The 18632-nt window shown below is 41.9% G+C and carries 18 protein-coding genes; 12 read left to right on the top strand and 6 right to left on the bottom strand.

What is annotated here, in order from left to right; all coding sequences use genetic code 11:
- Positions 1–672 precede the first annotated feature (672 nt).
- Positions 673–966: a cysteine peptidase family C39 domain-containing protein gene (locus FD723_RS16220; protein ID WP_179066235.1), complete on the bottom strand. Its 294-nt coding sequence runs from the start codon at positions 964–966 to the stop codon at positions 673–675.
- A 461-nt stretch (positions 967–1427) separates the two neighbouring features.
- A complete protein-coding gene (locus FD723_RS16215; RefSeq protein ID WP_179066234.1) occupies positions 1428–3887 on the bottom strand; it encodes a GH116 family glycosyl hydrolase in 2460 nt (819 codons plus the stop codon).
- Between the two features lie 460 nt (positions 3888–4347).
- Between FD723_RS16215 and FD723_RS16210 the strand changes: the two genes are divergently transcribed.
- A complete protein-coding gene (locus tag FD723_RS16210) occupies positions 4348–5217 on the top strand; it encodes a DUF5895 domain-containing protein (RefSeq protein ID WP_179066233.1) in 870 nt (289 codons plus the stop codon).
- A 71-nt stretch (positions 5218–5288) separates the two neighbouring features.
- Here the strand turns inward: FD723_RS16210 and FD723_RS16205 are convergent, their stop codons facing one another.
- Positions 5289–6539 carry a murein transglycosylase A gene (locus FD723_RS16205; RefSeq protein WP_179069169.1) on the bottom strand — a complete coding sequence of 417 codons (1251 nt, stop codon included), beginning with the start codon at positions 6537–6539 and terminating at the stop codon, positions 5289–5291.
- A 3-nt stretch (positions 6540–6542) separates the two neighbouring features.
- The gene (locus FD723_RS16200; protein ID WP_179066232.1) at positions 6543–6797 is read right to left on the bottom strand and encodes a hypothetical protein; all 255 of its coding nucleotides are present in this window, start codon (positions 6795–6797) and stop codon (positions 6543–6545) included.
- Between the two features lie 276 nt (positions 6798–7073).
- Here FD723_RS16200 and FD723_RS16195 point away from each other — a divergent pair, with 276 nt between their 5' ends.
- The 8 genes from FD723_RS16195 (at position 7074) to pqqE (ending at position 13515) form a co-directional block, all read left to right on the top strand.
- Positions 7074–7397, top strand: a complete 324-nt coding sequence (locus tag FD723_RS16195) for a DUF4278 domain-containing protein (RefSeq protein WP_179066231.1) — start codon at positions 7074–7076, stop codon at positions 7395–7397.
- 166 nt (positions 7398–7563) lie between these two features.
- Positions 7564–8919, top strand: coding sequence for a serine/threonine-protein kinase (locus FD723_RS16190; RefSeq protein WP_179066230.1), 1356 nt, complete (start codon positions 7564–7566; stop codon positions 8917–8919).
- An 808-nt stretch (positions 8920–9727) separates the two neighbouring features.
- Positions 9728–9919: a pyrroloquinoline quinone precursor peptide PqqA gene (gene pqqA / locus FD723_RS16185; protein WP_179066229.1), complete on the top strand. Its 192-nt coding sequence runs from the start codon at positions 9728–9730 to the stop codon at positions 9917–9919.
- A gap of 55 nt (positions 9920–9974) precedes the next feature.
- Positions 9975–10880, top strand: a complete 906-nt coding sequence (gene pqqB, locus FD723_RS16180; RefSeq protein WP_179066228.1) for a pyrroloquinoline quinone biosynthesis protein PqqB — start codon at positions 9975–9977, stop codon at positions 10878–10880.
- A gap of 22 nt (positions 10881–10902) precedes the next feature.
- Positions 10903–11622 carry a pyrroloquinoline-quinone synthase PqqC gene (pqqC, locus tag FD723_RS16175; protein WP_179066227.1) on the top strand — a complete coding sequence of 240 codons (720 nt, stop codon included), beginning with the start codon at positions 10903–10905 and terminating at the stop codon, positions 11620–11622.
- Positions 11623–11718: 96 nt separating this feature from the next.
- Positions 11719–12036: a pyrroloquinoline quinone biosynthesis peptide chaperone PqqD gene (gene pqqD / locus FD723_RS16170; protein WP_179066226.1), complete on the top strand. Its 318-nt coding sequence runs from the start codon at positions 11719–11721 to the stop codon at positions 12034–12036.
- A 182-nt stretch (positions 12037–12218) separates the two neighbouring features.
- On the top strand, positions 12219–12413 hold the full coding sequence (locus tag FD723_RS16165) for a hypothetical protein (protein ID WP_179066225.1): 195 nt from the start codon (positions 12219–12221) through the stop codon (positions 12411–12413).
- 4 nt (positions 12414–12417) lie between these two features.
- A complete protein-coding gene (gene pqqE / locus FD723_RS16160; protein ID WP_179066224.1) occupies positions 12418–13515 on the top strand; it encodes a pyrroloquinoline quinone biosynthesis protein PqqE in 1098 nt (365 codons plus the stop codon).
- A 46-nt stretch (positions 13516–13561) separates the two neighbouring features.
- Here pqqE and FD723_RS16155 read toward each other — a convergent pair whose 3' ends face one another.
- Positions 13562–14476 (bottom strand): DUF3365 domain-containing protein, encoded by a 915-nt coding sequence (locus FD723_RS16155; protein ID WP_179066223.1) that lies wholly within the window; start codon positions 14474–14476, stop codon positions 13562–13564.
- Positions 14477–14688: 212 nt separating this feature from the next.
- Between FD723_RS16155 and FD723_RS16150 the strand changes: the two genes are divergently transcribed.
- Entirely contained in the window at positions 14689–15549 is an 861-nt protein-coding gene (locus FD723_RS16150) for a phosphate/phosphite/phosphonate ABC transporter substrate-binding protein (RefSeq protein ID WP_179066222.1), read from the top strand.
- Between the two features lie 174 nt (positions 15550–15723).
- On the opposite strand, the gene rsmI is transcribed toward FD723_RS16150, so the two are convergent.
- Positions 15724–16584 (bottom strand): 16S rRNA (cytidine(1402)-2'-O)-methyltransferase, encoded by an 861-nt coding sequence (gene rsmI, locus FD723_RS16145; RefSeq protein ID WP_179066221.1) that lies wholly within the window; start codon positions 16582–16584, stop codon positions 15724–15726.
- 119 nt (positions 16585–16703) lie between these two features.
- On the opposite strand from rsmI, the gene FD723_RS16140 reads away from it, so the two are divergent.
- Both FD723_RS16140 and FD723_RS16135 read left to right on the top strand, forming a co-directional pair.
- A complete protein-coding gene (locus tag FD723_RS16140; RefSeq protein WP_179066220.1) occupies positions 16704–17597 on the top strand; it encodes a sugar kinase in 894 nt (297 codons plus the stop codon).
- Positions 17597–18454 (top strand): 3'(2'),5'-bisphosphate nucleotidase CysQ, encoded by an 858-nt coding sequence (locus FD723_RS16135; RefSeq protein WP_179066219.1) that lies wholly within the window; start codon positions 17597–17599, stop codon positions 18452–18454. The genes FD723_RS16140 and FD723_RS16135 overlap by 1 nt, the downstream gene beginning before the upstream one ends.
- Positions 18455–18632: the final 178 nt, after the last annotated feature.

The following is an 18632-nucleotide window of genomic DNA, read 5'->3' as shown; positions in this document are numbered from 1 at the left end:
AACTATGATGTAAAACAACTTAGAAAAATATTAGTAAATAGAAGATGAAAAACCTCCCAGGCATAGGATTTAACATGTTTTTTAATAGGTTAAGTTAGATACTTGTACTTATTGCCTTTGTAGTTTTTGATTTCCAAAAACTACAGCTTCAGCTTATCTCAATAAAATTGCTGTAAACTAACCATGAATATTTCATGATTATCAGCTAGTAATCATATATAGCTTCAGTTGTGAGATAAAATTACTGGTTAGCGGTAATTATATATAGATAGCCTGGATAAGCATCAACTAAGTAAAGCAAAACATCTATAAATGAATGCTTTTACTAAAAAAGATGTAGCAGCCTAAGTCAGTACAAAATTAGATAATCTAATAATAGAGATAAGGCTAGTTAATACTGAATATTATTAAGTAAGTTCAGCAGGAATTTATATGTGTATTAATATCTAACAGATTTATAAAGTTGAGATGATAAATAAATGTAGTGGAAGTTTGGCTAAATGGTAGTGAAAGCCACCAATTACTATAAGTTTGTAATGAGTGCCTAAGAGGCTATTTGAAAAGTCTAATTTAATACCAGCCCTGGCGAATATAATTCGCGGCTACACAGACGAAACCCACCTCCGTGGGTTGAAGACATTGATTTTGTGTGTTATTAAGGCAACGGGTATTTTAGGTAGAAGAACCAGCTAGATTCAAACTCTGGATGCAAAAGCAGGTATCTGGAGCAGAAATCAATGTGCGATCGCCTCTAACTTTCCAGACAACTACTACATAATGGATTTCTTGCCAATTAGCTATCCACGGGTTATAATTTGAATCCAGTTTAGTAATACTCTGCCTAACTAATAGCGCTTCACATTCCAAAGTTTGAGCTAATTCTGCTAAACCCTGGAGAAATGCACCTGTAGCTAAGTTACGCAAATTGTAGAGGTTTAAGCGTATGCCCCAGTATTGGTTAATCATTGCCAAACAAAACACGCAGCATCACTATTTGAATGAACTTTGCTGTTGAATGCAGGAGTAGGTACTTCATAAACCTAGCTTTTGATTGTGAACGTAGTCGGGGAAATATTAGCAATATTTATAGCTAGAGCTAGTAATATTTGCATTCTTTGAAACAGTAATCTTGAATTCTCAATCCTTCAACTCTTACCATTACTGAAATTTTCCTTGACTTCCGGAAACACTCAGAAAATAAAATCATAAATAGACATCGACCGAATTTAAATCAATACGCTTGTGTGAAGGGCTACTGGCAAAGATTTTGGGGTTTCGAGACACGATAAAACAAGACGCGATAAATCGCCGTCTTTACAAGTGTTTTGTTGCTCATTCTGAACTGTATTGGAATTGAAATATGCGTTATCCAAAACCCTTGTAGAGACGTAGCAGTGCTACGTCTCTACATTCTTTTTTGGAGATGTCTAATTAATAACTAAGTAAATTCCCCAAATCGCCATTGGCCGTAAGTAAGTGCTAGCGCGAAAAGTACCTGCTGCGGTGATCGCCTCTGGTGTGCGAAATTGCAGACCATTATCATAAATTTGCTGCACTACAGCTTGTGTCAACTTCAATGCTTCATCCTTCATTCCCGTTTGTACGAGAAAAGCCGCCAGTCCAAAGTTTATTCCCGTCCAAACTTCTAAGGGATGAGTCGCTTGGGGATTTTCTGGTGAACCGTCAGGACGAACACCATTAGCAGCACCAAACTCACCATTGCAGAACTTCAAAAAGCAAGCATCATAAACAGTTTTCAGGGCAGAAAGAGCGCGATCGCTCGGTACAATATCAGGTAAGTCCAGCAGACGAGCATAAAACTGTCCGCACAATTGATCTGCCATCACCACATCGGAACCACTTTCACTATCAAGTCGGTAATATTTTCCATTCCAAAGTTTTTCGTCGTAGATCGGGCGAGATTGTTTTAACCAAGTTTCATAGATGGATTTTTGAACCGCCAACTCTGTTGTGTTACCTGTCTGGTAAGTTAATAAAATATCGCTGATTGCGATCGCAGCCTCTAGTGCTGCTAACCATAACCCCCCACAATAGGCGCTGACTCCTTGTAACCGCCAATCATCAAAGGTTTGGTCAGGCGCACCAGAATTTTCAGGAATCCCATCGCGATCAAGGTCAAAGGTTTTCAGGTAGTCAAGGGTTTGAACGATCGCATTCCAACAATCTGCTAAGAATTCCACATCGTCAGCACCCGTGAGCAGAAAATCACGGTATACTTGCAAGACAAAATCACTACCCAAATCTTTCCACAAGTTGCAGTCTTGATAGCTGGTGTAGTTGGTTTTTTGCCAAACGTGTTCATTCGGTGCGCCTAAATCGTGGGGTGTTGCACCTGCAACTTTGCGAACGGCGATCGGGCTTTCTGCTTTAATTGTCATGTAATAACCGATGATTCGCGGAGTATCATCACCTTGAGGAATTGCCCGTGCAAATGCTCGAATTACTGACTTTTCTAATTCTGGAAACAGCATCAGTAGGGCAAAAGAGCCATACAACCGCACATCTAGACTTTCATACCAACGATAATCTAAGCACTCCAGCACCGCAAACTGACCGATGGGGTCAAGTTCTGATGCTGCACTCCAGAGAGTACCACCACTGGTAAGGTCGTAAAGCTCATTAAATAGAGCCATTTTAAACCAGTTGGGTAAATCTTCCCGGTCGAGAATAGGTTTTTGCCAAGCTTGAATTTGCGATCGCCAGTTTTGATATTCTTGTAGGGCAGTAGATGCGATCGCCCAAGCATTATTTCCACTTTTATCAAAAAAGTCCGTATATCTGCGGTAATAGTTAACTCCAGCCGCAAATTCTGTGATGGGTAAATCCCAAGCCAGGACAAAGGGGATTTCCAGAGTTTCGCCTGGTTGGAGAGTAAAACGGAGTGCCATCGCAGCCCCTAGCTGTGTATTATTTACTGCTGGAGTGGCATCAAGATAATTGGGCAAAGAGCCATCTTCAGCAAAACTTTGCCATACTTCCTCACCCGTTCCTTCAGGATTCCATCGGCTGTGGTGAAATATTTCTACTTGGGGATGCTTCAGCGTCGCAATGCACCATGTTCCATCACCTTCTTGTAATGCTTCATCACTAGCAACCCGACCTAAAACACAGCCAAAGTGTTGTGTATTTTCAACTATTTGGTTATAGTTTCCTTGACTTTCGCCCCAGCGTGGTTGGTATTCGTAAACCGGACTACCATCATCGCGCACCCGCACTTGAGGAGATTTGAGAGCATTTGTAAACCAACCCACCATATTTTGCCAAGTGAGCATAATGCTGAGAGTAATCGGTGCATCTGTTGGATTGTGGGCATTCCAGAGGAATATTGCCACTGGGTAGCTAGTTTCTTGATAATTACCTGCCCAAATTGGGGAAAATTGCTCACAAGTCAACTGTGCTTGAAATACATTTTCATACACAAACCAACTACGTGGGTATAGCGCGTGATAAGTCCCTGTGTTAGAGATACTAAAGATTTCTTCCTGCCCCTCTGCCCCTCTGCCCCTCTGCCCCTCTGCTTTATTATTGGCTGGATACCACTGCCAAGCCTTGAGAGTACCATCATCGGGTGCTTGGGTAGATAAAGCGTAGGCTTGGGAAGATGTACCATTGGACTCAAACACACTGAATTGACAAGCGGGAACGTTTTTGAAGGTATGCTCACCACCGTCGATGTGCCACAGGTTAAAATCTCCCCGTGAAGAACGACCGATGCAGCCTGCACCAAAGCCACCTAAAGGCATACCATGCCAAGGGCCATCATCGATATTACTTGCGTAGCGGACGGTATAAGGTTTGTCCCAGCCTAAGCCGATAGGACGTTTCCAAGTGCAAGAGGGAATTTTCGGAGAGAGTTGATTTGTCATCGCCTAATGTTACAGTGTGCAGTTACGTCCATGAAGACTAGCGCGATGTACGATTTTTCTCAAGAGGCGACCGTGTGAAGTAAAAAAACTAACAGATTTAAGGTCAGCAAAACGGTTAGGGCAAATTGCTTCTAGCAACGTACAGTTAATACGTCGTTCAAACGGGTTAATTGTTGCTTAGTAGTTGCTTAGTAAATAATGTATGACCGTAGCGTGCCTATTGGGCGGGTTTAAGACCCAATTTTTTGATAAGGATCTGTTGTTACCAAAGAAACAGGGATTGCAACATAGATTGATTCTGTCTTAATCTAGAAAAACTACCACACTAGTTTGATGGTATCTTCCTCCTGCAACGCGTCAGGAACGAGTGAAGATCGTACCAACGCTTTGCTTCTGGTTCCCCAGGATCAGCACCCTGCCGATAAACTTGTTCAATAAAACACTTTGATAGCCTAAAACGATGAAAGCATCTGCTAATTTCGACTTTGAAGACGAGAAATTCAATGCACCGCCTTCTCAAGTCCTTCCCTGGTGTCAGATGATTAATCCTCGGTATGGCACAGATGGCATACAATCCCACGGTTTGGCGATTAAGCTAGATAATGCTAATGCTGTTGGCTTTGTGCCAGATGAGAATTGGCAGCAAGTGGAGCATGAATTTACTTCTGGAGTCGAAACGGTATTTATTACCCCTACTCCACGCCTGGTTATAGTGCGTCGGGGTCCATTATCTGTCAAAGACCGGGAAAGTGGTCTAAAACTAGGTACGCTCAAAGAGAATTATGATGCTTTTTTAGCCGACAAACTTAAATTTAAAACCTTTACTCGTTATTTAATTTTTATAGTGGGTGAGAATAAAAAGTTTTTACATGAATCACCATTACAACTAACTCTTAATGGTGCTGCCGGAGCGAGTTTCAGCAAAACCTATTGCGAATATCAACAAGGCAAAGTAGTTAGTGGATTTGTTGCTGAATTAGAAAAAGCTTATGCAGTCTACCGTAAGCAACCTCTAGCACCAAAAGGGCCTTTGTTCCATGCTCACGGAATTTTTTGCCCCATCATTGAGTGTGAAGAAAGAGGTATTGAACCAAATACGGTTTTGGTAGCTTCAACTGTAGACTACAAACATCCCACTGTCGGGACTTTAACGCAATATTTAATTGCTTCCGATGCTCTTGAGTCTGCAATGATTTGTAAGACTTTTGAAGAATACAAAGATTTTGGCAAGGAACCTATCAAATCAGAAACGCCTAAATTGGCAATGGCAGGAGTTTCCAATTCTTACGTTTATGCTGATGAAGATGATTTTGCTTATCCGCCATATTAAAGAAAGTGAGGAGTGAGGAGTGATGAGTGATAAGTTTTCAATTAATAACTCCTAACTCCTAACTCCTAACTTTATTCCTTAAGCAGCAGATAATATAGTGAACCATTGCCGCCTGTGATGCCAGCGCGATCGCCTGCTAGTTTACCAGACCCCATGAAATAATCAACTCGTCCTGGGCCTTTGATGGCGCTTCCTGTATCTTGGTCAAGCACAAAACGGCTGACGGTACGATTCTCTAGTTTGCCACGACCAGCAGGATAGGGAAATGAGTTGTAAATCAACGCTAGCGCTCCCGGTGGCATGAGAGACTTATCTGTAGCAATGGAACGTTCTGCCGTCACTGGCACATGAATACTGCCTGTAGCTGCGGTACCACCAGTTTCTTGGAAGAAAATAAATCGTTCCCAACGTGGTAGATAATTGCTCAACTCCTGCGGCTTTGCTCGGAAAAAAGCAACCATACGTGGTAACGTCAATCCATTTAGTGGAAGTTTGCCATCTTTGGCTATTTCTTTGCCGATACTAGTCCAAGGGTAATCAGTTCCACCTGCATAGCCAACTGATGTTGTTTTGCCATTAGTTAATTTAATTTGGGCAGAACCTTGGATATGTACCATGTATGCGTCTAGGCGATCGCGAAACCATAACAGTTCTAAACCGCGCAATTTGCTCTTATTCCCTTGTAAACCGTCTTTCCCTTCCAAATCAATGCGTTTTGGGTGGGGTTTAGGCCATTGGCTGAAATCAGGTGGTAGCCGATAAAGAGGATATTTATATATTGCAGTCCTGACGCGGCTAGCGGTATAAACAGGTTCGTAGTAAGCGGTGAACTTAACAGTACCCTTGCCATCATTGCCCACAGACTGGTAGAAGACAAACTCACGGCGGACAGCCGCTTGTAATTGCGCTGCTGACTTAGAACTGACAACCAGTTGGCGGAAGCGTACCAAACTCCGGCGGACGCGATCGAGGGTAATTTCCCTCATCGGATAATTTTGATATGCTGCGATCGCCTCACTCTTTGTTAGGTAAAGCAAACTATTGTCAATAGAAGCCAACAACGCATTGCGATCGCCTTTTTGACCCCAAAGTTGCTCATCCCAACCCAAGCAAGTCTGCCGCAGCGTACAATTGCTGCCGATAGCAATTGGTTTTAGGGGCGGCGTTACTTCAGGAGTGATTGGTATTGGTATAGGCGAGAAATCAGGAGTAGTCGGTATTGGTAACGGTAGTAAGTTAGGAACCTGAGCAACAGCCGTCCAGAGAGGATTTACAAGGGCAATTCCCAGACTCAAGGAAAGGAAAGCAAGGGTTTTTCTCATCATTTAGTTGAATCTTTCAACACTGGAACTAAAAACGGGTTCTACCCGGATTGCCACGATCCGAGAAGGGCGTATTACCATATATTCCCCTTGAATATTTTTAATCGGCACGCTAATAAAGTCATTAGAAGCAGATTTTGGCACAAGTTCGCCACTATACCACTTCTGAAACTCTTGAATAGTCGGAAAACGCACTTCTTCCCGGTGGCCGCTTTCCAGTAGGAGGAATACGGCATATTCATTTGCAGTTCTAGCCATAAAGTTGAATTATTTATTTAAAAAACATTCAACCCATTGTTAACCACGCAACCCCCGAATGAAAAGGGTAAGCATACGGGAGGTTGGGGGCAGAGGAGCAGGGTGACAAGGAAAATAACCATACCCAATGCCCAATTACTCCTCACTCTAGACGCCTAATCCTTTAACCAGTTCCTTAAAAAGTGTAGGTTTACATTAGTTCATGCATAACTCTTCAATTAACCTCTGATAAGTCATTGGCATTGTTGAACAAGAGTTATTCAGGAGCCGAAAAATATGAAACTTTACTATCGTGGTCTGAGCTACGAATACGACCCAAACAAAGCTGGCAGCAACAAAACACAACAGCCGTTTCAACCAGTTGCTCAAATTGGGCCAGCTTATAACCTGATGTATCGTGGCGTTAACTATCCTGTTGATCCAAATACCAAATCAGCAGAACTTCCCATAACACCCGTAAGCTATAAATTGAGCTTTCGGGGAATCACCTATTTTGTAAATAAAACTTCACTAGGAGAAGTTAGCGTAGCCTCTCAACCAGGAACTACTTCAAAAATTGAGACACTGCCGACTTCTAAGGAATTAAAGCTTCAACAATAAATATGGCTCCAAGCCGATTTGGAGTCTAGGGAGTCATGAGCTTGTAGTAAAATTCTCAACAAACCTCGAAATTTTAGCATTACCTACCTAGTTTTTGTCTCAACCAACCTTGCCAAAGCTAGCAGTTATGCCAAGATTAATCTGAGGACTTAAGGCTTGTGACACAATGTTAGGACAATTATTAGACGGACGTTACCAAGTCCTCCAAGTTTTAGGGGGAGGTGGATTCGGTCAAACCTACATAGCCCAAGATACCCATCGACCAGGTTTCCCGAAATGCGTTGTCAAACACCTTAAGCCCGTCAGTCGTAGCCCTGAATTTCTCGAAACTGCTAGACGGCTATTTAGCAGTGAGGCAGAAACACTAGAGCAACTGGGCAACCATGACCAAATTCCTCGGCTTTTAGCCTATTTTGAAGATAACCAAGAGTTCTTCTTGGTGCAAGAGTTCATTGAAGGGCATACTTTGAAAGCAGAACTATTACCCAATCAACCTTGGACAGAAAATCAAGTAATTCAACTGCTCCAACAGGTTCTAGGTATTCTGCAATTTATTCACAGCCACAACGTTATCCATCGAGATATCAAGCCGGACAATATAATTAGACGACAACAAGACGGTAAGTTAGTGCTGATTGACTTTGGCGCAGTTAAACAAGTCCAAACTCAACTGCTGACAATTCCAGGGCAAACTGGGGCTACTATTATCATTGGCACCCCAGGATATATGTCTACAGAACAGGGGCAAGGTAAGCCCCGCCCCAACAGCGATATTTATTCCTTGGGTATTATTGGTATTCAATCGCTGACGGGGGTACATCCGATAAACTTTGAGGAAGACCCAGATACAGGAGAAATTTCTTGGCAGCATCAAGCTAACGTCAGTTTTGGGTTAGCATCTGTGCTATCTAAGATGGTGCTACACCACTTTAAGCAGCGCTATCAGTCTGCGGCTGAAGTTCTACAGGTGCTAGCACAATCACTTCAAACACCGTCTTTTACCCAACCGCCTCAAGCTTCACTTTCTCAACCAAACTCAATTGGTTATTCGTCTGCTTCTATCCTGTCTGCGGAAAATTACAACCGCTTAGAAACGATTCTTTTAGAATTTGTTGGCCCTGTTGCCTCAAGATTATTACGACAAGTTTCGGCGTCAGCATCCAATTTTGAAGAATTAGTTAGTCAATTAGCCCTTTATCTTCGAGAAAATCAACAAATTGATTTTAAGAAGAAAACAATGTTTCTACTAGAGAAACCCACTCTCCTACAGGAGCTTACTACTAAGATTGAAATTAAGTCCAATAATTTACCAATTCAAGAGCCTCAAGAAATCAGTGACAGCTTTGTAAATCAGTGTGAGCGAGAATTGGCTAATTTGATTGGCCCAATAGCTAAGTTTATAGTTCAAAAAGCTGTTAAATCTTCTGGGCACATTTCTCGTGCAGAATTTGTGAAAGTTTTAGCATCACAAATTCCCGAACCTCAAAAAGCTTTGCAATTTGAGCAACGCTTACTTTCTTGAGTTTTTAAATATTGCGTTGTTCTCTCCGTAAATTACAAATTACGCACGGGCAAACGCATCTAAATATTATTGGTGAGCCTGGACTGAATACGGTTCAGTTAAGGTTTTTTGATGGAAATTGTAGAGCGCAAAGATCCGATAAATCATTATAAAGACGCGATAAATCGCCGTCTCTGGTCTTAACCGAACAGTATTGAGCCTGGACTGAATAAGAGTAGAATTTAGTTACTAGCCCTGGCGATTAGAAGTCTTGATTTTGTATTAGTCCACGGAGGTGGACTTTGCTTTGTGTATGTAGTAAGCTAATCAGCATTCAAGTTGCATAATCAGGGCGGGCAAGATGCCCACCCCACAAGATATTGAGAAAATTTTAATATGCAAATTAGATGTGTTTTAGCTTAGTGAATTCATTTAAACTGCAATTTCTGGGGTGAGATGTTACGACATCTCAAGGTTTTGAGGATAGCGATACCTACGGTGGGTTACGCCTACGCAATTCGCCAACAGAGTTATTCTATATCGCCCAATACTTTTCAAACATTCTCACAGATACATCCCTCCGTATTATCTCGTGGTTTTTTACTATCTCTCCGACTTTTCACCCGCACCATTACTGATACGGATGATGAAAAAATAATAAAAAATAGTAAAAGAGCAGTAAAAATACTGTGTGTTTCTTGTGCAACTCAGTTTAATCTAAAGCAAAGAAATTTTGAGCCAGCAAATTAAGACAAATAGTAAGTAAAATTACTAGAATTAATTGCAGGCCAAATTAACAACTGAACATTCATTTCAAAAGGTGTCCCTAATGATTCGTGAAACCAATAATCACTCTACGCAAGAGCAAGAAAGCAATAGCTCAAAATTAAGTGAGGATGTCTCTACCAGAACCTCATTTCATCCTCCAAATATTAAGTCAGCAATTGATTGGGAAAAACCAGATTTTGATGAGCTTGACTTGTGTATGGAAATTACCACATACATTCTGCATGGGCAATAATTGTCAATACTCAGTTTAATTGCCGAATTAAAACCTCTACCTGCTTTTTGTTTTTATGTTCCTAAAAATTCTTGGTACTGCCGCAGGTGGTGGTTTTCCTCAATGGAATTGTAACTGTCCCAATTGCCAAGCAGTTCGTACAAATCGTGCAGGTGTAAATTGGCTGAACCAGTCATCAATTGCGGTGAGAAAAAATAATCAGCCCTGGTTTTTGGTTAATGCCTCTCCAGATGTACGTCCGCAGTTGGAGAAATTGCGGGAAGGACAACCGTCTACAATTCGGTCAAGTCCGATCGCTGGTGTCTTGTTAACTGATGCAGAGATTGACCATACCACTGGTCTGGTTATCCTCAGAGAATCTACGGAAAAACTGCGGGTATATGGTACGGAAACAGTACGTAAGGCTCTGACAGAGGGTTATCCCCTGCTGTCTACCTTAGCAAACTATTGTGGTGTGCAATGGTCTGTACTTGAACCTCATGTACCTATAAACCTGGGGTTGGATGGAGCAGATGGTTTGGAAGTGGAGGTATTTCCCCTAGCAGCCAAACCACCAAAATATATGCGCCATCAGACAAATTTAGATGGAGTTTGGGTCATAGGTTTGACATTTCGCGATCGCACAACTGGCAAAGTTGCAACGTATGCTCCAGGTTTAGCTGAACTTGACGAAAAAATCCTAGAGCGGTTTGAGTCTAGTGACTGCATTTTAGTAGATGGCACTTGCTGGGAAAATGATGAGTTGTTGGCTTTAGGAATATCAAATCTGCAAGCGCGCGATATGGGACACTTACCCCTGAACACTAGTTTAAAAAGCCTTGCTAAACTGAGCCGTCCTCGGAAAATTCTCGTTCACATCAACAACACTAACCCAATACTTTTACCTGATTCAGAGGAACGCAAAATTGTTGAAGCCGCAGGTATAGAAGTTGGTTACGATGGCTTAACCATCGAATTGTAATTTTGAGGTGTAAGAAATAAGCGTGTTGGAATTAGTTAAAGAACCTCTCCCGTGGACTCAGACAGAACTAGAGGCTGTATTGCGATCGCAACATCGCCGCTATCATCATCTGCATCCATTTCATGCGAGGATGAACAGTGGTGATTTAACGCCAACAGAAGTACGACGCTGGGTAGCAAATAGATTTTACTATCAAAAAAGTATTCCCCTGAAAGATGCTGCGATCTTGTCAAACTGCACTGATTTAGAAGTGCGACGAGAATGGATTCAACGCATCATCGATCATGACGGTCAAGGTGATAACGAAGGTGGTATTGAGGCATGGTTAAAACTCGGTAAAGCTGTAGGATTGTCTCGTCAGGAACTCTTAGAAGACCAGCACGTACTGCCAGGAGTTCAATATTCAGTGGATGCCTACGTTAACTTTTGTCGCACTAAACCTTGGATTGAGGCAGTGGCTGCATCACTAACTGAACTGTTTGGCCCAGATGCAATTCGAGTCCGCTTAGTTGCCTTAGAAGAGCATTACCCGTGGATCGACCCGGCTGGATTTGACTACTTCCGGGCCCGTCTTCACCAAGCACCCAGAGATGCTCAATATGCCCTCAAGCAAGTCCTGAAACACTGTAAAACTCGTGATTCTCAAGAACGAGCAGTACAGGCTTTAGTATTCAAATGCAATTTGTTATGGAGCCAGTTAGAGGCAATTGAACAAGGCGATACTAGACCTCAAGAAGGGTAGAGAGAATAGGGGTGTGAGGCTTTGATTTTCCTAATTACGAATTACGTTAGCGTAGCGTTAGCGAGTCTTCGAGCGTCATTACGAATTACGAATTAAATGAGTACTATAGAAAATCATGCTCGACCGCGCCTAGTTCGTGGTGTGCGTTTACGCTGGGATGACCTGAGAAAGCAGCATTGGCTCCTGGTTCCAGAAGGGGCACTAAAATTAAACTCCACAGCAGCAGCAATTCTGGCACTTTGTAATGGTGAGCGAACTCTAAATGCGATCGCATCAGAGTTAGAGAAACAGTACCAGGACAAAAATGTGGTAGAGGATGTGCGCGATCTGCTCTCTCGAATTAGTAAACGAGGATTATTAATTGTAGAAAGCAATAGCCAAGAGGCAGAAGTTAGTTTAAAAACTGACAAATAAAAAAATATCCAACTATCTCTTGTGGGGTGGGCGTCTTGACATTAATGTCAAGTTAAGGCAAAAGCCCAAATGTCAAAGATATGTTCATCGAATTCGGGGTGTGGTTTATTGAATTCGGGTAGTCGTTCATCGAATTCGGGGTGTGGTTTATTGAATTCGGGTAGTCGTTCATCGAATTCGGGGTGTGGTTTATTGAATTCGGGCAGCCGTTTATTGAATTCGGGGTGTGGTTTATTGAATTCGGGCAGTCGTTCATCGAATTCGGGGTGTGGTTTATTGAATTCGGGCAGCCGTTTATTGAATTCGGGGTGTGGTTTATTGAATTCGGGCAGCCGTTTATTGAATTCGGGGTGTTGTTTATTATTGTTCAATTTTAATTTTATGACAATTGATAGACCTTTAAGCTTGATTGCAGAATTGACGTATCGCTGCCCACTGCGTTGTCCGTACTGCTCCAACCCGCTTAATTATGGCGATCGCCAGTATCGTCAAGAACTTTCCACCGAAGATTGGTTGCGAGTGATTCAGCAAGCCTCGGACTTGGGCGTGTTACAGCTTGGCTTGACCGGCGGCGAACCACTGGTACGAAAAGATTTAGAATTACTTGTGGCCGCAGCAGCCAAAGCCGAACTATATACCACTTTGATTACTGCTGCGACGCTGTTAACTCCAGAACGAGCGACACAGCTACGTGATGCCGGACTCGATCACGTACAAATTAGCATCCAAGATAGTCGTGCTGCTGAGTCAGACTATATTGCAGGAACTCCCTCTTTTCAGCAAAAACTAGAGGCAGCAAGATTAGTAAAATCTTTGGGTTTCCCGCTGACACTTAATTTTGTTCTGCATCGGCAAAACCTAGATAGGATTGATGAGATTTTAGAACTGTGTGAGGTTTTAAAAGCAGACCGAGTTGAATTAGCGAACACTCAGTATTATGGCTGGGCATATCGCAACCGTACTGTTTTATTACCCACCTGTCAGCAGCTAGAACGAGCAGATGCCGCAGTGGCATTAGCTAGAGAGCGCAACATCTGCCCAATGGGCATCTTATATGTGCTTCCAGACTATTATGAAGATTATCCCAAACCATGTATGGGTGGCTGGGGCAATCGAGCTTTAGCGATCGCTCCCAATGGCGATGTGTTACCTTGCCAAGCCGCCAGTTCGATTCCAGAACTAGAATTTGCTAACGTCCGCAACCATTCACTAGATTGGATTTGGTTTGAATCACCTGCTTTTAATCGCTTCCGGGGAACAGAATGGATGCCTGAGCCTTGCCAAAGTTGCGATCGCCGCCAGCTTGATTTTGGTGGTTGCCGTTGCCAAGCGTTACTTTTGACGAACAATGCTGCTGCCACTGATCCTGTCTGTCATCTGTCACCACACCATCACCTGATTACTACAGTCACCAAGCAGGCAAATCAAGAAAACTTGGATTCACCCCTACCTTTGGTTTATCGCTCCATGCAAATGTAATCAGCTATTAAAGAACTTCACAACAATATAGCGTCATTACGAATTACTAGCTCTGGCTATTAAGCATTTCCATAGCTATTTTTAAGCTAGCTTTCATTCGATTAAATGCTTCTGCTAATCCGCCGATTTCATCATTAGAGCTTTCTTCAAAATCAGCGCTCATATCACCAACGCTAACTTTTTGGGCAATTTTCTCTATTCTTCTGATGCGCTGAATCACATATTTTTTGATTAAGAAGTTAATTAAGAAAACTACGATCGCAAAGATCGTAATTAAAAGTCCCATGATCAATATCCAAGTTCGTTTGGCATTGGCAAAAATCTCTTGAGAAGGAACAGAGATTATTTGGGCAGAAACAATCTGATTGAGTTGCCAGCCAAAACCATTTTCTGAGCCATAATTTACCAACTGACTCTTAGGAGCCTGATCTGGTGTAGAATGACATCGCAAGCATTTCTCTTGTGTAATCTTTAGTGGTCGTGCAATGTAAAATACTTCGCCTTCTGACAATTTACGAAAGCCTGTAATTTCTAGAGTATTGGGTTCGTTGCGAAAACGTTCTACAAGTTGAGTTTCAAAATTATCAGCTTTATCCGCTAAATTAGTTGGATTAAGTGTTGCATCTTTATGAAAAAAGTTTTTAAATTCAGGCTTTTTACGAAAATTCTCAAAAACCTCTTTAGATGAAAAAGTTGGTACTACTTCAGGCATGAACGTCGGATTAGTATCTAGTCTAGGTTCCAATAGGGGATCTATGCGATTTTGTGTATAGTTTCTAACTGCGTTCACCATTTGGATGAGAATCTGCGCTTGAGAAGTTACTTCATTTTGCGCTCTCCCTTGAAGTACACTGGATAAGGCAATGCCACTTCCCAAAATACTGATGATGAAGACTAATATTAAAAGTAAGTTAAATTTAGCACCTATTTTTAAGTTATTTAACGTAATTTTGTTTAGCATAATCTCAGCAATGAAGGTGATAATTGAGTTTGTTTAATTTTAATATTTATTTATTTAAACCTGTTAGAAAGTATCTCAACAATATCTAAATAAATATTAATAAATATTTATTTTTGACTGCAATGCAAACTATTTAGGCAGTAGTCAAACTTATCTAACTTATCTAAATTACTCCTGAAGTCCAAGTTACTTTTTCTTAAGCATAATTAGTGATGTTTTTGCGATTTCCTCGTCGTTTATTTCTGTTTAATCTGCTAGGTCTCACATTTGCTGCCTGCCAAGCAAAAAAAGACAAAGACTTTGAAGGCACGTTAACTGTTGGTACTATCAACTATGGTGGAGGCGAACAGATAATTAACCAATATGCTAAATTTAATACTTACTTGGGTGAAAAGACAAATGCCTATATTCAGCTAGAGCCTGTCTTTAATGAAAATAGAGCGGTTGAGCGCCTTAAGTCTCGTGCTTGGTCATTGGTATTTGCTCCACCGGGTTTAGCTGCGATCGCGATCGCACGCTACCAATATGTTCCCCTATTTCCTTTAATAGGTATTAGTAATTTGCGTTCCATCTTCGTTGTTCGCAAAGACAGTCCGATAACAGAGTTGAAACAACTACAAGGTCAAACAGTGGCTTTAGGACAGTTAGGTTCAGCCACAGGATATTATTTCCCTCTTTACAATCTTTATGGTACAACACTAGCTGACATACTATTTGCACCCACACCCAAAGCCGCGCTAGAATTCGTCGCTCAAGGAAAAGCGATCGCCTGTGCCGTTTCGGAGGCGGAATTAAGTCTCTACGGTTCGCAGTTGGCCCCAACTGAATTTCGCATACTATTTAAAGATCCGCACTATGTACCATTAGGTGTGGTCTTGATTGGGCCTAATATAGAACTTAATCGTCAAGAGTTTATCCGCAAAGTGATGAGTGATTCGCCTTCAGGTTTAGCTCAAGAAGTGGGGTATGTACCCAATGGACAAGTACCAGATTACAAATACATGATTTCTGTTGTTGATCGGGTAAGCTCGATTAGTTCTAAGCTGCAAATAAAGCCTGTGCGTTTATTTTGAGGAAGTTAACAAAACAGAATTCAGGAGTCAGAATTCAGAATTCAGAATTCTGAATTCAGAATTTATAATAAATCTAGAATAATTAGTATATTTATTCATCAAATGTTTTTCTGATTCTTTAACTATTCTGACTCCTGTTAGCGCAGCGGGGCGTAGCCCATTCTGAATTCTTCTTCAAGACTCAGGACTAAAAACTATAGAAAGAGCTAGTTGGTAGAGTTGGCGACGGGGAAGAAAAGTAGCTTTTGCTAACTGACGACTAGCTTGCGATCGCGATATTCCCTGACTAATTAACTGTTTCAATTCGGCTATCAACTCCTCTTCTGTCAGTTGGGGCTGACTGAGTGGAATTCCTGCCACGACTAATGTATATTCACCTTGGGGTTCCCGTTGGGTGTAGTGAGCGATCGCCTCAGCAATTGTCCCCCGCCAAAATTCTTCATACAATTTAGTTAACTCCCGTCCTAGCACAATTTGGCGATCGCTTCCCCAAACCTCTGCTAAGTCTTGTAAAGTATCTCGCAAGCGGTGGGGCGATTCGTAGAAAATTAGTGTGCGAGATTCTGTTTGCAGAGATTCTAAATGTTCTTGTCTCTGTTGACTTTTAGACGGGAGGAAGCCTTCAAAGACAAACCGATCCGTTGGTAATCCGGCTGCACTCAAAGCGGTAATTGCTGCACTAGCGCCAGGAATAGGAACTACTGGAATTCCCGCCTCAATACAGGCTTTCACCAGTTCATATCCAGGATCAGAAATACCTGGCATCCCAGCATCACTCACCAGAGCGATCGCTTTATGATTAACTAAATGCTCTAATAATTCTGGGATGCGGCTAGTACGATTGTGTTCGTGGTAACTTACCTGGGGTGTCTTAACTTGAAAATGCTGTAGCAGTTTCCCTGTATGACGGGTGTCTTCCGCCGCAATGATATCCACAGTCTGTAAAATTCGCACCGCCCGAAAGGTTATATCTTCCAGGTTGCCAATTGGTGTGCCGACAACGTAAAGTGTTCCTGGTTTTGGATCGGTTTGCATGAGCAAGAGTTAGGAATTTGTAGAGACGCGATGAATCACGTCTGTGCAGGAGAGACAAGAGAGACGCGATTCATCGCGTCTGTACAAGAGTTAAAAATAATTACGAACATATATGACACATGGATAATCCAAAATCCAAAATCCAAAATCCAAAATCGGATCGTGGGTTATTTGTAGGTTTAGTAACCTTGGATTTGATTTACCTGGCTGAATCTGCCCCTAAGAGTAACCAGAAGATTGTCGCTACTGACTATACTGTAGCGGCAGGGGGGCCAGCTACCAACGCGGCTGTGACTTTCAGCCATTTAGGTAATCAAGCTACAGTCTTGGGTGTAGTGGGTTCTCACCCGATGACGCAGCTAATTCGAGGTGATTTGGCAAATTATAAAGTTGCGATCGCAGACCTTGAGCCTACCACTGATTTAGCACCGCCTGTATCTTCAATTATTGTCACCCAAGCCACAGGTGAACGATCTGTGATTTCCATCAATGCTGTCAAAACTCAAGTCAGCAGCGCATCTACACCAGCAGATATTTTGCAAAATGTCAATATATTACTGATTGATGGGCATCAGATGGCGGTTAGTTATGCTCTCGCCCAAATGGCTAAAGCCAAGAATATTGCAATAGTAATTGATGCTGGTAGTTGGAAGCCTGGATTTGAGCAAATTCTGCCATTTGTGGATTACGCCATCTGTTCAGCTAATTTTTATCCCCCTAACTGCGAGACTAGAGAAGATGTTTTTGCTTATCTCAGTGGATTTGATATTCCTCACATCGCCATTACCCACGGACAAAACCCAATTGAATACTTGAGTTGCACTAAAACTGGTATCGTAGATGTGCCGCAGATTCAAGCGGTTGATACCTTAGGGGCTGGAGATATTTTCCACGGTGCTTTCTGTCATTACATTTTAAGGGAAAGTTTTACTGATGCACTAGGATTAGCAGCTAATATTGCTGCTGATTCTTGTAAATTTTTTGGTACACGGCGCTGGATGGATTTAAATTAATGAAAGACTTACAAGAAATATTAGCGATCGCTCGTGAGGTAGGTTGGGGCGCAGCAGAGATACTGCGATCGTATTATCACGGCACTGCAAAAGACCCGAATCTAGAAGTACAATACAAGCAGAATGAGCCTGTCACCGTTGCCGATGTCGCCGTAAGTCAATACATTTTGCAGAGTCTACAAGCAACTTTAGGTAACGAAGATTTTGCTTATATCAGTGAAGAAACTTATCAATCGTCAACTATTGCTACACATTCCGCTCCTTGGGTATGGATCATTGACCCTTTGGATGGTACACGAGATTTTATCGAAAAAACTGGGGATTATGCAGTTCACATTGCTTTAGTTAAGGAAAAACGCCCAGTATTAGCAGTGGTGGCAGTACCAGAGACTCAAAAGTTATATTACGCTACCAAAGGTGGGGGTACATTTGTAGAAACCCGTGATGGGTCTGTTCCTTTACAAGTGTCGTCAGGCAAACGAATTGAAGATTTAACTTTAGTTGTTAGTCGATCGCACCGCAACCAACGCTTAGATCACTTATTACAGAACTTACCCTCTCAAAATCATAAATCTGTGGGTAGTGTAGGCTGTAAAATCGCCGCCCTTGTCGAGCAAAATGCAGATATCTACATTTCTCTTTCTGGTAAGTCTGCGCCCAAAGATTGGGATATAGCAGCCCCAGAATTGATTTTAACGGAAGCTGGTGGTAAATTTACTCACTTCGATGGTACTCCGTTGCAGTACAACACTGGTGATATTAATCAATGGGGAGGCTTACTGGCTAGTAATGGTGAATATCACGAATTACTGTGTCAGGAAGCAGAAAAGATTTTAGCGCAGTTTGACCACAGTTAATGGGATATTTTAAGATGAATATTTTTTAATTTTGTTTTTAAAACAGTTAGTCATGGTATAGCCACCAGGACTACGAATAATAATCTTCGTCCTTAGTCCATATCGTCAATTTCAAAACACTACATACTTGAGCGATCGCTGATTAATATCGATTTCCTGTTCAAAATGTAACTTTTAT

This window comes from Nostoc sp. C052 (assembly GCF_013393905.1).
Classification (GTDB): Bacteria; Cyanobacteriota; Cyanobacteriia; order Cyanobacteriales; family Nostocaceae; genus Nostoc.
This window is presented reverse-complemented; position numbering and strand designations above follow the sequence as displayed.

Coding starts and splice junctions, on each gene's coding strand:
- FD723_RS16220 (WP_179066235.1), bottom strand. CDS start 966: ATGATTAACCAATACTGGGGCATACGCTTAAACCTCTACAATTTGCGT.
- FD723_RS16215 (WP_179066234.1), bottom strand. CDS start 3,887: ATGACAAATCAACTCTCTCCGAAAATTCCCTCTTGCACTTGGAAACGT.
- FD723_RS16210 (WP_179066233.1), top strand. CDS start 4,348: ATGAAAGCATCTGCTAATTTCGACTTTGAAGACGAGAAATTCAATGCA.
- FD723_RS16205 (WP_179069169.1), bottom strand. CDS start 6,539: ATGAGAAAAACCCTTGCTTTCCTTTCCTTGAGTCTGGGAATTGCCCTT.
- FD723_RS16200 (WP_179066232.1), bottom strand. CDS start 6,797: ATGGCTAGAACTGCAAATGAATATGCCGTATTCCTCCTACTGGAAAGC.
- FD723_RS16195 (WP_179066231.1), top strand. CDS start 7,074: ATGAAACTTTACTATCGTGGTCTGAGCTACGAATACGACCCAAACAAA.
- FD723_RS16190 (WP_179066230.1), top strand. CDS start 7,564: ATGTTAGGACAATTATTAGACGGACGTTACCAAGTCCTCCAAGTTTTA.
- pqqA (WP_179066229.1), top strand. CDS start 9,728: ATGATTCGTGAAACCAATAATCACTCTACGCAAGAGCAAGAAAGCAAT.
- pqqB (WP_179066228.1), top strand. CDS start 9,975: ATGTTCCTAAAAATTCTTGGTACTGCCGCAGGTGGTGGTTTTCCTCAA.
- pqqD (WP_179066226.1), top strand. CDS start 11,719: ATGAGTACTATAGAAAATCATGCTCGACCGCGCCTAGTTCGTGGTGTG.
- pqqE (WP_179066224.1), top strand. CDS start 12,418: ATGACAATTGATAGACCTTTAAGCTTGATTGCAGAATTGACGTATCGC.
- FD723_RS16155 (WP_179066223.1), bottom strand. CDS start 14,476: ATGCTAAACAAAATTACGTTAAATAACTTAAAAATAGGTGCTAAATTT.
- FD723_RS16150 (WP_179066222.1), top strand. CDS start 14,689: ATGTTTTTGCGATTTCCTCGTCGTTTATTTCTGTTTAATCTGCTAGGT.
- rsmI (WP_179066221.1), bottom strand. CDS start 16,584: ATGCAAACCGATCCAAAACCAGGAACACTTTACGTTGTCGGCACACCA.
- FD723_RS16140 (WP_179066220.1), top strand. CDS start 16,704: ATGGATAATCCAAAATCCAAAATCCAAAATCCAAAATCGGATCGTGGG.
- FD723_RS16135 (WP_179066219.1), top strand. CDS start 17,597: ATGAAAGACTTACAAGAAATATTAGCGATCGCTCGTGAGGTAGGTTGG.